The organism is Geobacillus sp. GHH01 (assembly GCF_000336445.1).
Taxonomy (GTDB): Bacteria; Bacillota; Bacilli; order Bacillales; family Anoxybacillaceae; genus Geobacillus; species Geobacillus zalihae.
In genome coordinates this window covers 1,641,919-1,655,871 of the sequence record NC_020210.1, presented here as the reverse complement: position 1 = coordinate 1,655,871, position 13,953 = coordinate 1,641,919, and the positions used below count along the sequence as shown (strand labels likewise).

Genomic DNA, 13,953 nt, shown 5'->3' with positions numbered 1-13,953 from the left:
AACAGCGCATAATAGAAACTAATCATTTTTTCCACCGCTGCGGCGGAAGAAGGAGGAATCGCAATGGCGTTGCAACTGAGCGTCCTCGACCAGTCGCCGATCGCCGAAGGCATGACGGCAGAAGAAGCGCTCGAGAACACCGTCAAGCTCGCCCAACACGTTGAGCAGCTCGGCTATAAGCGGTTTTGGGTGTCAGAACACCACGATACAAACAGCCTTGCCGGTTCGTCGCCGGAAGTGCTGCTCGGACACATCGGAGCGAAAACGTCGCGCATCCGCATCGGCTCAGGCGGCGTGATGCTGCCGCATTACAGCCCGTACAAGGTGGCGGAAAACTTCCATGTGCTTGCCGGCCTTCATCCCGGCCGCGTCGATCTCGGCATCGGGCGGGCACCCGGCGGCATGCCCCGGGCGACGATCGCGCTGCAAGGCGACAGACGACGGTCGGTCGACCGCTATCCGGAGCAAATTGACGACTTGCTCGGCTATTTGTATGACGCCTTGCCGCCGGTTCACCCGCTGTATGGCGTCAAGGCGACGCCGATCGTGCAGTCCCCGCCGGAACTATGGCTGCTCGGCTCCAGTTCGGAAACGGCGAAGCTGGCAGCCGACAAAGGGCTGCCGTACGTGTTCGCCCAGTTTATCAACGGGGAAGGCGGCGAACATTATATGCGGCTGTACCGCGACCGGTTTGTTCCATCGCCGTATTTGGCCGAGCCGCGCGGAATGGTCGCAGTGTTTGCGATTTGCGCCGAAACGGATGAAAAAGCGGACTGGATCGCCGGCAGCCTTGATCTGTCGCTTCTTATGATCGAGCAAGGGATGGCGTTCAGCGGCACGCCAAGCCCGGAAAAAGCGGCTGCGTATCCATACAGCCCGTATGAGCGCAAACGGGTGGAAGACAACCGGCGGCGGATGATCGTCGGCAGCCCGGCGCGCGTCAAAGACGAGCTGTACCGGCTGAGTGAAGCGTATGAAACAGAGGAAATCATGCTCGTGACGATTACATACGACTTCGAGGATAAACTCGCAAGCTTCCGGCTCATCGCCGAGGCGGTATGGGGGTGAACCAATGCAAATTGTTTCGATTAATGTCGGAAAGCCGAAAACAATAGAGGTAAATGGCGAGCGGCTAGTGACCGGCATTGACAAAACGCCGGTCGCCGGGCCGGTCGCTGTCGGCAAGCTCAACTTGGTTGGAGATGGACAAGCCGACCTCGTCCATCATGGCGGCGAAGATAAAGCGATTTGCGCCTATCCGTCCGAGCATTTCGCCTATTGGGAAGAGCGATACGGCCGCCCATTTACGGCGGGGGCGTTTGGCGAAAACTGGACGCTTCTCGGTTTGACGGAAGAAGATGTATGTCTTGGCGACATGTATGCCGCCGGCACAGCGCTCGTGCAAGTGTCGCAGCCGCGCCAGCCATGCTCCAAATTGGCGTTCAAACATCAGCTGCCCGATTTGCCGAAAGCCGTCTGCCAGACAGGAAAAAGCGGGTTTTATTTCCGCGTCTTGCAAGAAGGCGTCGTCGAGCCGGGCGCGCCGCTCGTTCTCGTCGAACGGGGCGCAGGGGCGCTGTCCATCGCGTATATCAATCACATTTACTATTATGAGCGGGACAATGCCGTTGCCATGAAGCAAATCGCCAGCCATCCAGCCTTATCCGCAAGCTGGCGCGAAGCGTTTCAAAAGCGCCTCACCGCTCGGCCCCGGCCGTAAAGCACAAAGCGACGGTCCCATCTGTTTGGAGTGGCCGATGGACGAACGGGCAAGGCTTTGGCGCCGAAAGCAACCATCAAAAAGGCGCCCTTTTGCTTGGACGTCGCTACACATCGTAAAACAGGCGCTCGCGGAGGCCGATTCGCCTCACATCCCATGGAGCGCCCCCTTTACCTTGGCCGAACAAAACGGCGCCACGGATCTTCGGACATCCTATTCCGTAGCCTTATAGTAAAATGTTCTTATTCAGGAAAACACCAATAACCTTCTTAATTTTCTTTAGTGTAATACTTTATAAAACTTACTAATGAAATCAAAACTATGGCAATGATATTAGCCGCAACAGTAATCTGTTCCTTGTCAACAAACACGTTGAACAACCAAACAAGAAAGAAAATGACTAACAAAATATCTTTATACCCGTGGTGCTAGTTGAGCTTTAGCGCTCAACTAGCCCAAGTGTAACCAGGGAATAAGCTAACAATATACCGTCTAGTGCCACTTCAAATCCGATAATCGAATTGGCTCGGATCCCCGTGATGCGATAGTGGTCAACCAGAACCGAGAACACCGTCTCGATCACTTTGCGTTTTTGTTGGATCCACTGCTCCCATGTCTCAGACGCACGATGTTTCTGGTTTTTTCGAGACGGAGTCCAAAGCGCCATTTGGTATTCTTCGTACAGCCTTTTTTGCAAGTCACGGCTAATGAATCCTTTGTCCCCAAAGTTATACGGGTGGGGAATTTGGGTCATCACGCTTTCGGCTGCGATTCGATCGTGGCAAGATGCTTCCGTCACCACATACCCCATTGGCAGCCCTTGATCGGTCACTTGAAGGTGCAGCTTCAACCCGTAGTACCATTGCTTTTTGGAAGCGCAATACCCGATGTCGGCGATCTCTTGAAACCGTTTGACGCGATGCATTCTTGCCGTATGGCACAATGGGAGCGGCAAGCTGTCCACGACGGCATAGGCATGATGTTGGCCGCGTTTTGCCAGCTCATGGCGGATCCATTTGATAGCGAAGCCAAGCGCCCGGCAGCGGCGGTTATACCGGGAACGTTCGAGAAACGAGCCGTTTGTGAACAAATTTCCCGTGACAAAACGATGCCACGCCCGTTCAGAAGTAAAACCGAGCAGCTTTCCTAAAAGATGAATGGCGATGATGACAGCGTCCTCTTGCTTGACCAAATGGCGATTTCGACGATGAAGATGCACCTGAATGCATGAAAGTTGAGCAGAAACAAAAACGAAAATGGCGGCATATTGCTTTTGAATCTTGGCCCGATCTGTAGTAAAATGAAAGTGCTCTTGCATAGGGATCCTCCTTTTTAATGGTTGGTTGCACTTTCATTTTAAGGGGATCCTCATGCAAGGGCTATTTTTATGCTTGTTTGAGTTTATCTAGCACCACGGGTCTTTATATTTTTGTTTAATTGTTTTTTTCATCCACTCTTCCTTTCCTGAGCACTTGAGTTCGTATGGAGGAGATCACGCATTCATCTGAAATCCTCCGCAAACGTGAACACCATACAGTTATACCTGCTGCACACTGCGCAACCAATAGCGTTGATACAACTGGAAATAAAATCCTTTTACGGCCAACAGCTCTTCATGCGTCCCTTGTTCGATCACGTTGCCTTCGTTGAGCACAACGATGCGGTCGGCATGTTGAATCGTGTTCAACCGATGGGCGATGACAAAACATGTCCGCCCGTTCATGAGCCGGGCGAGCGCTTCTTGAATGCGCACTTCGGTCACTGTATCGATGTTGCTCGTCGCTTCGTCCAAAATCAAAATGGCCGGGTCGGCGATCATCGCCCGGGCGATCGCCAACAGCTGCCGCTGCCCTTGGCTGATCCCGCCTCCTCCCGAGGTCAAAACGGTGTCATAGCCGTTCGGCAGCTTCATAATAAACGAGTGGGCGTTCGCCTGGCGCGCCGCCTCCTCGACTTCTTCATCGGTCGCCTCAAGCCGGCCGTAGCGAATGTTGTCGCGGATCGTTCCGGCGAACAAAAACGCATCTTGAAGCACAAACGCCATGTGGCGGCGCAAACTTGCTCGCTTGATCGTCCGGCTGTCGCGTCCATCGATCAAAATGACGCCTTCGTCCGGATCGTAAAAGCGGGTCAACAGCTGCAATACGGTCGTTTTGCCGGCTCCAGTTGGACCGACAAGCGCGACCGTCTCCCCGGGTGAGACGGAAAACGTGACATCACGAAGCGCCGGACGCTGTTTGTCGTAAGAAAAGACGACTTGACGAAACTCAATGCGTCCATCAAGCCGGTCCAAGACCACCGCTTCCCGCTCGTCTTCCTCTTCCTCCGGCAAATCCAAAATTTCCAACACCCGCTCGGCGCCGGCCAACGCCGACAGCAGTGTGTTCCATTGATTGGCCAGGTCATTAAGCGGTCTGGTAAACTGGCGGGCGTATTCGACAAACACGACGATCGTCCCGACCGATATCGTCCCTTTCGCCGCCAGCCATCCGCCGACAACGGCAATCAAGCCGAAGCTCAAGTTGTTTAAAAAGTTCATCAGCTTCGGAATAAAGCCGGAATACGTTTGCGCCCAAAAACCGGCTTGTTTCAGCTCGGCATTTTTGCGCGCCAATTCCTCCTCCATCCGCTCTTCTTGGGAAAACAGCTTCACCACTTTCTGTCCGGAAATGACCTCTTCGATAAAGCCGTTCATCTCTCCGAGCGCCCGTTGCTGCTCACGGAAACGCACCCGCGTCCGGTTGGTGATCCAGCGCATGCCCACATACATGAGCGGCACGACAACAAGCGTTACGATTGTCAACACAACGCTTTGTGAAAGCATAACCACCATAGCGCCCATCAACGTCAACGTGCTCGAGACGACCTGGACAACCGTGCTGTTAAATGTCTGGCTCATATTGTCGATGTCGTTTGTAATCCGGCTCATGAGTTCGCCTTGCTGGCGTCGGTCAAAAAACGAAATCGGCAGCTCATGAAAATGATGAAACAACCGCTCGCGAATGCTGCGCACCGTCCGCTGGCCGACATCGATCATCCAATAGTTTTGCCAAAACGTCGCCGCCCCAAGGGCCAAATAAATGGCCAGAAGCAAAATGAGCGTTGCGAAAAATCCATCCGTTTTTCGTTCCACAATGTACGAATCAACCGCCCGGCCAACGACATACGGCCCAGCAAGCGCCAACGCCGAGCTGGCCATCACCATAGCCACGGCCGCAAACAGCTTTCGCTTTTGCGGAGCGATAAAGGCCCATAGCCGACGCAACGTGCCAACGCTGTTTTTCGCCCGCTGCGGACTTGCGCCAACACGCGCTCCGTGCGGACTATGCCGTAGTGACATCCACCGATCCCTTCTTTCCTTCCTGCGTGGCGACGATGCGTCGATACAGGTCGCTCGTCGCCAGCAGTTGTTCATGACTTCCTTGTGCGATCAGGCGGCCGTCTTCCAAAAGCAAAATCGTATCCGCCGCCATCGCGGTGCTCACCTTTTGCGTCACCATCACCGTCGTGCATGCATACTTCCGCAACGCTGCGAGCAGCTTTGCTTCCGTCTCTGCATCGAGCGCGCTTGTGCTGTCATCCAAAAGCAAAACGCGCGGTTGCCCCACCAAGGCGCGGGCGATCGACAGCCGCTGCTTTTGCCCGCCTGATAAATTGACACCCTTTTGACCGATCCGTGCGTCGTATCCATCCGGAAACCGAGTGATGGTTTCATGAATTTGTGCATCGCGAGCCGCTTGCACAAGTTCTTCCATCGACGCAGTGATGTTGCCAAAGCGGAGATTGTCCGCGACCGTCCCTGAAAACAGCAGCACTTCCTGCGGGACAAAGCGCACCGCCGTCCGCAGCTGTTCGGCGGAAAACTCGCGCACATCGACGCCATCAATCAACACGCGCCCGCCGCTTGGTTCGTACAACCGGGGAATCAGCTGAAGAAGCGTCGATTTGCCGGCCCCTGTCGCTCCTAAAATGGCGGCTGTCTCATGCGGACGGATGACGAACGACACGTCCGAAAGCGCCTCGCGCGGACTCGACGGATAACGGAACGAAACGTGCTCAAACCGGATTTCCCCGCGCTGAACGGCCGGACCACCGCCCGCATCCGCCCCGCTTCGCTCTTCCGGCACCTCAAGCAGTTCAGCGAGGCGGGCGGCCGAGGCGCGCGCCCGCGAGAACGCCATGGTAATAAACGTAAACATCGACAACGCCGCCGTCGCCCGCGTCGCGTAGTTGACGACGGCGACGACTTGCCCGGCGCTCGCCGTCCCGGACTCAACATCCAGGCGGCCGAAAAACAGCAGAGCGAGAATGGCCGTGTTCATCAAAACCAACAACACCGGGGTGATCGTCTCGATGAGGCGCAGCACGCCCATCGTCCGCTCCATGAGCGCATCGTTCGCCGCCGCAAATCGCTCCTCTTCATATTCTTTTCTCATCCATGCTTTGATGAGGCGCATGCCGGCCAAATTTTCACGCATCACGCCATTCACGCGATCGAGTGCCCGTTGGACGGCGGAAAAGGACGCCGCTGCCCTTTGCACAACCCACAATAAAAAAGCGGCGGAAAGCGGAACCGCGACCGCTAAAACCAACGCCAGACGAGCATGGACGACAAACGCCATCGCGACGCCAAAGACGACCAGAAGCGGTGCACGCAAGGCGATGCGCAAACTCATAAACAACATGTTTTGCACTTGGGTCACATCGTTCGTCATCCGGGTGATGAGCGAGGCCGGCGACAACTGCTCGATGCGCGCAAGCGAAAACGATTGGATTTTGGCAAACAGCGCCGTCCGCAGCGCAAATCCGTACTCCTGACCGACGTAGGCAGCAGCAAATGAGTTGGCGATGCCCGAGGCAAACGCCAACAGCGACGCCCCGAGCATCACGGCTCCCCACGTGAAAATGGCCGCAACATCCTGTTTCATGACACCATCGTCGATGATTTTCCCCATCAACAGCGGCTGCCAAAGCTCGATGATGAGCTCCGTCAACATAAACAACCAAGCCAACGCCATCCACTTCCAGTATGGCCGCAAATAGATAAGCACCCGCCCCATGTCTGCGCCACTCTCCTCTCCATTCCGATCGCGGGGCCCAGCCGCCGTTCATCGTTGTGTATAATTTTATTCTAAACCCGAAATATTTATTTGACAATGAGAATGCATTTGCAGAAGCGGAGATGCTCCCGGCCAAGAGGAACAAAACCCCCGAACGAATGTCTCATCGCTCGGGGGCCATCGGCGGCAATAGGGGAACAACTGGTCTGTTCAGTCGTTTCGATCGAGATGCCCGACTGGCGGGTGACTGAACAACACCGCTTCCAGACCCATGCATGGGTCTGGGAAGCAGGGGGTTATTCCGTCTTCCATCACACCTTGGCGCGACGAAGGCAAGCCTGTGGCTTGCCTTCAGCAGTCGAAAAAATAGACGACACGCTTTTGGGCCAGCGAAATGTGAAATCTTCCAGTTGATTCGGCATGAGAGCCATGTCTATGACGAACGCTGACGCCATGCCGAATAAAGCGCCTCCTGGCTAATATGGTCGAAAGAGCTTGGCGGTGCAAGGGACAACAGCTGTTGTTCATCGCCAACGATCGGCAACAGCCGGTCGAGCTTGGCCATCAGCAAAATCTTTTCTATAGCGGCGTTATCCCGGACGACGATGGCCATGACGCGGCTTTCGCTGACGATTTGCTTAAAAAAGCGGACAAGGAGCGCTAATCCAGTACTGTCCAAAAATCGAAGGCCGCTCACGTCGACAACGACAAGGCGGCGCTTGACAGCAGCCACCGCCGTCGCCAGCTTTTGTTCCGCCGCGAGCTGCGTATCATAGGCGAGCCGTCCAGTTAGCTTGATGCATTCGTATGCGCGTTCTACAACCATTTCCAATTCAAACGACAACCGATGCTGTTTCATTGTATCCCCCTATCGTTGACCAGCCATGCCTTGCCCTCGGCCACCACCCGCATTCGTTCCGATCACATGGGTGCATCATTGCACCAAAGCCAGTTATGTTGCATTCCGACTCATTTTCATGACAAGCATCCGACGGCCGCCCTTTTGCTCAACCCACATAACGTCATCCATAATTTCTCGGATGAATAGCAACCCTCGTCCCGATTCGGCGAGCAATACATCAGAGAGCGTCATTTGATCAAGCTGCTCGATCACTTCCGCCGGAACGCCGCCGCCCTCGTCTTCAACCGCCACGGCCACATCAGCGCTTGTGACGAAAAAGGAGAGCGAAATCGTCCCCGCCTCCATCCCCGCCCGTTGAACAGCTTTAACGGCATTGACGACCGCTTCATGCACCGCCAACACAAACAATTCCGCATCACGGACAGCAAACAACGAAGCAGCCTGCTCCGCAAGGAGATGGCAAACCAAAACCGCTTCCTCGTCCGCCCGGCAGCGCACGATCCATTCACACACCACCAAGCGTCCCGCCTATCCATGAACCGTGATGGACAATAAGCAAATGTCGTCCGAAGGGCTGACAAGCGGCGGACCTTGGCTGATTAAACGTTCGAGGAAGCGTTTATCCGGCAAATGGCGGCACATTTGCGTACATAAGCGAATTTTTTCAATGCTTTGCAAAATCGACGGATCGATCTCCTCTAAAATGCCGTCTGTATACAAAAGGAGGCGGGCCCGCTTGTCGTAATGAATCACCTCTTTTTCAAACGGCAAGGAAAACGGGCTGCCGATCGCCAAACCGCCTTTGTCCAACTCACGGACGCTTCCGTCGTCCAAAACGAGCAGCCCAGCCGGATGGCCGGCGTTGGTATATTCAATTTTCCGCTCTTTCGTGTCAATCACTAAATAAATCATGGAAAATAGGTGGCGGATGTTGTTGGCCTCATCAGGAAACAACGTTTGCACATGCTTCTCCAGCTCGCTCGCCACCGAGACCGGGTCAATGACGCGCACGATCAACCCGCGCAAAAGCGAGCGGAGCAACATGCTCACCAAGGCCGACGAAATGCCGTGGCCCATCACGTCGATGACGATCACCCCGTAGCGGTACAGGTCGATTTGATAGCAAGCGTAAATATCGCCTGACAAATCATCGGATGGAATATAGACGGCATCCATCGTCACCGCCTCGTTTTGAATGAGCGGCGTCAACAAGTTGTGCTGAATTTTTTTGGCCAGCTCGACTTGGCGCCGCCGCTCAGCCTCTTTTTGCTTTTGCTTCGTCTCATCTTCGACAAGGACGATATATCCGTCCGCCTGAAGCACGGGAATGACCGTATAGGCGACATTGGCGGACGTGCCGTCCCGGCGCTGCACCATCCCTTCGCCGCATCGCTGCTCTTTGGGAGGAAACGGAAGCCATGTTTGGCTGCCGCAACGAAAGAGCGACCATATCGGGCGGCCGACCGCCTCTTCTTTTCGGCGCCCAAACAGCCGCTCTGCACTAAGCCCCCAATCTTGCACGGTTCCGTCCGCCGCCACCGGAACAACAGCGAACGGGGCAGAATCGTAAATGACCTCAAGCAACTCAGACGGCGTCGGTCGATCAGCCGGAGGCATAGCGGTTTGTTCAACAAAATGCCAAACGAGCCATTCTCCCTCGCTGCCTGACAACCGATAGACGTTCATCCAGCTCATGTATGCTTTCCCGCTTTTCGCCACATGGCGCGCTTCTCCTTGCCAACATCCGTCCTTTTTTACCGCCTCGGCGATGCCGTCCAACAACGCGGCCGACCATTCGGCTGAAAACAGAACGCCGACCGGCCGCCCGACTAATTCGTTTTTGGCAAATCCGAGCCATCTTGGCGTCGGTTCGCTGACCGCAACAATCGAAAGTTGACGGTCGGTCATCACCATGCCGCTGCCCAACTGTTCCGCGTCTAGCTGATCGATCGCCTGTACATTCGCCTTCACCATCGTTCAACCCTTTTTCGTTATAATCAAAATCAATAGCCTTCAGCTGACACCGGCTTCCCGAAACAAAAACGCGCATCGGCGCCGGGTTGTTTCCACCCCGCCTTCGGGTTGCATGTTCAGCACCACATTTCGCCCATTGTTCCCATTGGGAACAGATTATTGTTGGTATTCGCGGTCTTTTGTTGATTTTCCTGCTCGCTGGCGCAGAAATCTTCTAGTCCGTTTTTCTTATTTTGCTGATTGTCCAAACCGCCGGCGAATCGCCGCAATCACAAGCAAGAGCACCGGAATGATGATTTGCAGCGGGATGTGCAAGTAAAAGGTGACGATCTTCAACCCCTCGTAAATGTGCTCTGCGTAGTTGCTGGCGATGGCGACAGACAAAAGCAGCACAAGCAATCCAAGCGGGTAAACGATCCGCTGGTGTCTTGATATGCCAAACAGGTGGGCCGCTCCGACGAGCCCGGCATAAAAAAAGATCGAGATTTTAAAAAAGCCGCCGATAATGAGCGCGATCATGAAAAAAACATCAAGCCGCTCGAAAAAATGGGCGACTTGCACGCGGCGGATCGTATCAAGCAGCGGAAACGCCGAGCGAGACGCAGCATCCGGGCCGAGAACAGCCATATTGATCGCGGCAATGACCGCCAAGTTCACCCCGGTGAACACCATGCCAGCGATGGCGGCCCGGTTCACTTTCGCGGGGTTGTTCGTATACGGAAACAACATCGTAAACACGATCATCTCACCAAACGGCACATACAACGTTTCCGTGAACACCGTTTTCCACACTCGGTTCCACCCTTCCTCCAGCACCGGCTGCAGCTGAGACAGATCGACGATCCCGGAAACCAATACGAGCACAAACCCCGACAGCGCCAACACATAAAGCAGGGTCAAAAACAGTTCGCCGGTGCGCGCCAGCACTTCCAATCCTTTATAGGCGCCGTACATGACAACCAGCGCCATAATGGCGTTTAAGACAAACAACGGCGTTTCCGGGTAGGCAAACGTCAACAACAACTCGCCGAAGTCGCGCAACACGCGAGCGGCAATGTAAAGAAAATACGTCACATATACGATTCCTAACAATTTGCCAAGAGGCGCCCCAACAATGCGCTGCATATAGACGATCAATGGCTGATCAGGATAATAGCGAAACAAACGCCCATAAACAGAGAATACAAGCAGCCCGAGCGCCAGTCCAAGCAAAATGGCGATCCACACGTCCTGTTTGGCGCTCGTGCCGAGCGGAATGACGATGGCGCTGCCGTGTTCGAACAATACGATTAAAACGAACATTTGGCGTGCATTGATTTTTATGCGTTCCAACTGAATTTCACCGCCTTTATCTGTTTGCGCGCTTCCCATCTCCCCTATCACAACGATTTATCCTCTCGGCGTATACGGTTTATTGCGCAATCCTGTGCGGCGAATATACATATCAGCGGTTACGGTGACGTCAAGCTCAGGAAAATAACGATCATGCCACTTACTTTCAATTTTTTTCCACAGGCGTGGGTCAGTGCGATGAACGGCCTCGCCAAATCCGAAAACATCCGTTTTGTCGCGTTGGGCTGTTTCGATCGCTTCTTCCACTTCTTGCTTTAAATTTTTCTTGATTTCTTTCTCTAGCTGGAACAGCATGCTGGCATCACTTAAATCAATGGGTACGCGAGTTTCAATCACGTCCCCTTCGGCCTGAATATGAACGGAAATCACCGGCCGACCGTCTTTTACCTTCGCCTTGACATCCGTTTTTGCTCGCACAACCTGGTAATTGATTGCTTCTTTCTTTCCTTTCCATGAAACGGTCAGATTAGTTTGTCGAATACAATCAAGCAACCAAAGCACACCCCTTGATGACGGTCCATCCACCCAATCAACGAGACGGTCGTTTTTAAATAATGCGAGTCCTTCCAATTTAATGCGGGCATCCGGCACGGACGACTGAACGTTTTCTTGCCGTTTTCCGCGCTTCAGATCTCCTTCGACTGTCACCCCAGTGATCACCAAATTGCGGCCTGCAGTCGCCAAGCAATGAATCGCTCCCCAAATATCAACATGAACCGTTTCTCCCCAATTTTTGCTGGAAAATTCAATAGTTTTAATAATTTGGTTGGCGGAAATTTTATCGATCGGCGTCAACACCGTCAACACGTCTTTCGCCAAATAGGTGCGGGCGATGACCAAGTGCGCTGTCGGCCGGAGCTGGTTGCCTCGTTCCATGGCATCAAGCACCCCACTCAGCCCTTCACGTGCCACTTCTTCACCGACAACAATCAAATTCGTATGGGCGTAATAAGGGAGACGTGACAGTTTTTCCGATGCTTTTCGACTCGCTTCAACCAACGTATCCCCTGTTGATGTATAAATAGACACCGGCACGCCCGCCGCTCCGCCGCCGCGCTGCGTCGCGCCGGCGACGTTGCCTGGGTTGACCACTTGAAATGTAACTAAGTATTTTCCATCTTCCGTTTTATCCAAGCCAATAGCAACGATAAACGCCAAATCAGTCAGTTCTTTTTGGCTCCAGCAGCCGGACAACAGCCCTGCGCAGATGGCAAGGGAAACAATGACAGTGATGGCTCGCCTCATGATCCGCCCCCCTTTTCTTGACGCGATGGCGCCGGCGGCTCTGGTTTTTGATCGCCCGACTGGCGGACGATGTTTTTCTGATTGATGAGACGCGGCCGCTCGCGGAACATCCATGTAGGCAGACGAAACAGCGTATCGCCCATGTTAGTCGGAATGAACGGGGCAAGCGGCGACATGTACGGCACGCCGAACGAACGCAAGCTGCACAAATGAATCGTCATCACCAAAATCCCCATCATAATGCCATAAAAACCGAACATGGCGGCCAAAAACATCAACCCAAAGCGGATGAGCCGCGCGGAGATGGCAATGGCAAACGACGGCGTCGCAAAGCTGGCGATGGCAGTAATCGACACGACAATGACCATCGCCGACGACACAAATCCTGCTTCCACCGCCGCCTGGCCGATGACCAAAGCGCCCACGATCGACACGGCTTGACCGACGGCGCGCGGCAGGCGGACGCCGGCTTCGCGCAAAATTTCAAACGTCACTTCCATGACGAGCGCTTCGACGAATCCCGGAAACGGCACCGCCTCGCGCTGAGCGGCGATGGCGATGACGAGCTGGGTCGGGATCATTTCTTGATGGAACGTTGTCGCTGCAATATAAATGGCTGGAGCGACAAGAGAAATAAAAAAAATCAGGACGCGCAAAAAGCGCAACGCAGTCGAAATATCAAAACGGGCGTAATAGTCTTCGACCGCCTGAAAAAATTGAATGAACAACGCAGGCGCAACGAGAACGAACGGAGTTCCTTCGACAAAAACAGCCACCCGCCCTTCCAATAAATTAGCAGCAACAATATCCGGCCGTTCCGTATGATATGTCGTCGGAAAGGTGGTAAACGTTTGATCTTCAATCAACTGTTCAATATAGCCCGATTCAAGCACGCCGTCGATGTCAATGCGGCGCAGGCGCGCCCTCACTTCCTTGACAATCTCGTCATTGGCGATGCCTTTGATGTACATGATCGCGACATCCGTTTGCGTCACGGTGCCGATTTGCATCGTTTCCAGCCAAAGATTGGGATTTTTAATGCGGCGGCGGATCATCGCAGTGTTCGCGCGCAACGACTCCGTAAATCCCTCGCGCGGCCCGCGGACGGCGATTTGCGTTTGCGGCTCTTCGATCGAACGATATTCCCCGCCTTTCGTACTCGCGCTGATGGCAAACGGCACCCCGTCGATGAGCATGACCGTCGCTCCGGAAAACAGCTCAAAAAAGAGCTTCCTCCAGTCAGAAATATGTTTCACACCGCCGACCGCGGCGAGCTTTTTCTCGATCCATTGAAACCGCTCTTTTTCCTCAAGCGCCAGCGGAAACGACGCTTGAAGCAGCGGCGTCAGCACAAACTCGTACACGTTTTTCTCATCAACAAGCCCGTCGACAAAAATGATAGCCGCCTTGATTTGCCATTCCTGGCCCAACGCAAAACGGCGAATGACAACATCGTTGCTCTCTCCGGTCTTTTGGCGAATGATGTCAATATTGACGGCCAGTTCAGCAGAAAGCGGCTCTTGCGGGACATCCGACGCCTCGCCGCTATGGTCCGGTCCTTCTTGCTTGACGTCCATTCGCTTTTTCTGCCGGCTCATCCCCCATTGAAACAGCATGCCCCTCTCCTCCTCGCTCCGCATCATTTTATCATCCATTATAGACAAGCGGCCAAAAACGTATACGACAGCGTATCGTTTCCTTCTTGCTAGCAAACACTAACCTCAAAAAGCGGCAGGTGT

Annotated in this window: 11 protein-coding genes; 2 read left to right on the top strand and 9 right to left on the bottom strand. The window is 54.1% G+C overall.

The window, feature by feature from the left end:
• Positions 1 to 63 precede the first annotated feature (63 nt).
• Positions 64 to 1,068, top strand: a complete 1,005-nt coding sequence (locus GHH_RS08130) for an LLM class flavin-dependent oxidoreductase (protein WP_015374767.1) — start codon at positions 64 to 66, stop codon at positions 1,066 to 1,068.
• Between the two features lie 4 nt (positions 1,069 to 1,072).
• On the top strand, positions 1,073 to 1,720 hold the full coding sequence (locus GHH_RS08125) for an MOSC domain-containing protein (protein WP_015374766.1): 648 nt from the start codon (positions 1,073 to 1,075) through the stop codon (positions 1,718 to 1,720).
• A 439-nt stretch (positions 1,721 to 2,159) separates the two neighbouring features.
• Here the strand turns inward: GHH_RS08125 and GHH_RS08120 are convergent, their stop codons facing one another.
• The 9 genes from GHH_RS08120 to GHH_RS08080 form a co-directional block, all read right to left on the bottom strand.
• Positions 2,160 to 3,038, bottom strand: a complete 879-nt coding sequence (locus tag GHH_RS08120) for an IS982 family transposase (RefSeq protein WP_011230510.1) — start codon at positions 3,036 to 3,038, stop codon at positions 2,160 to 2,162.
• 219 nt (positions 3,039 to 3,257) lie between these two features.
• Positions 3,258 to 5,060, bottom strand: a complete 1,803-nt coding sequence (locus tag GHH_RS08115) for an ABC transporter ATP-binding protein (RefSeq protein ID WP_015374765.1) — start codon at positions 5,058 to 5,060, stop codon at positions 3,258 to 3,260.
• Positions 5,044 to 6,780: an ABC transporter ATP-binding protein gene (locus GHH_RS08110; RefSeq protein WP_015374764.1), complete on the bottom strand. Its 1,737-nt coding sequence runs from the start codon at positions 6,778 to 6,780 to the stop codon at positions 5,044 to 5,046. Before GHH_RS08110 ends, GHH_RS08115 begins: the two co-directional genes overlap by 17 nt.
• Before the next feature lie 433 nt (positions 6,781 to 7,213).
• Entirely contained in the window at positions 7,214 to 7,639 is a 426-nt protein-coding gene (locus GHH_RS08105) for an STAS domain-containing protein (protein WP_011231124.1), read from the bottom strand.
• A gap of 93 nt (positions 7,640 to 7,732) precedes the next feature.
• Positions 7,733 to 8,158, bottom strand: coding sequence for an ATP-binding protein (locus GHH_RS08100; RefSeq protein WP_014195747.1), 426 nt, complete (start codon positions 8,156 to 8,158; stop codon positions 7,733 to 7,735).
• A 12-nt stretch (positions 8,159 to 8,170) separates the two neighbouring features.
• Positions 8,171 to 9,616, bottom strand: coding sequence for a SpoIIE family protein phosphatase (locus tag GHH_RS08095; protein WP_015374763.1), 1,446 nt, complete (start codon positions 9,614 to 9,616; stop codon positions 8,171 to 8,173).
• Positions 9,617 to 9,844: 228 nt separating this feature from the next.
• The gene (locus tag GHH_RS08090; protein WP_011231121.1) at positions 9,845 to 10,948 is read right to left on the bottom strand and encodes a GerAB/ArcD/ProY family transporter; all 1,104 of its coding nucleotides are present in this window, start codon (positions 10,946 to 10,948) and stop codon (positions 9,845 to 9,847) included.
• A gap of 57 nt (positions 10,949 to 11,005) precedes the next feature.
• Positions 11,006 to 12,214, bottom strand: coding sequence for a Ger(x)C family spore germination protein (locus GHH_RS08085; RefSeq protein WP_011231120.1), 1,209 nt, complete (start codon positions 12,212 to 12,214; stop codon positions 11,006 to 11,008).
• Entirely contained in the window at positions 12,211 to 13,830 is a 1,620-nt protein-coding gene (locus GHH_RS08080) for a spore germination protein (RefSeq protein WP_015374761.1), read from the bottom strand. Before GHH_RS08080 ends, GHH_RS08085 begins: the two co-directional genes overlap by 4 nt.
• Positions 13,831 to 13,953 lie beyond the last annotated feature (123 nt).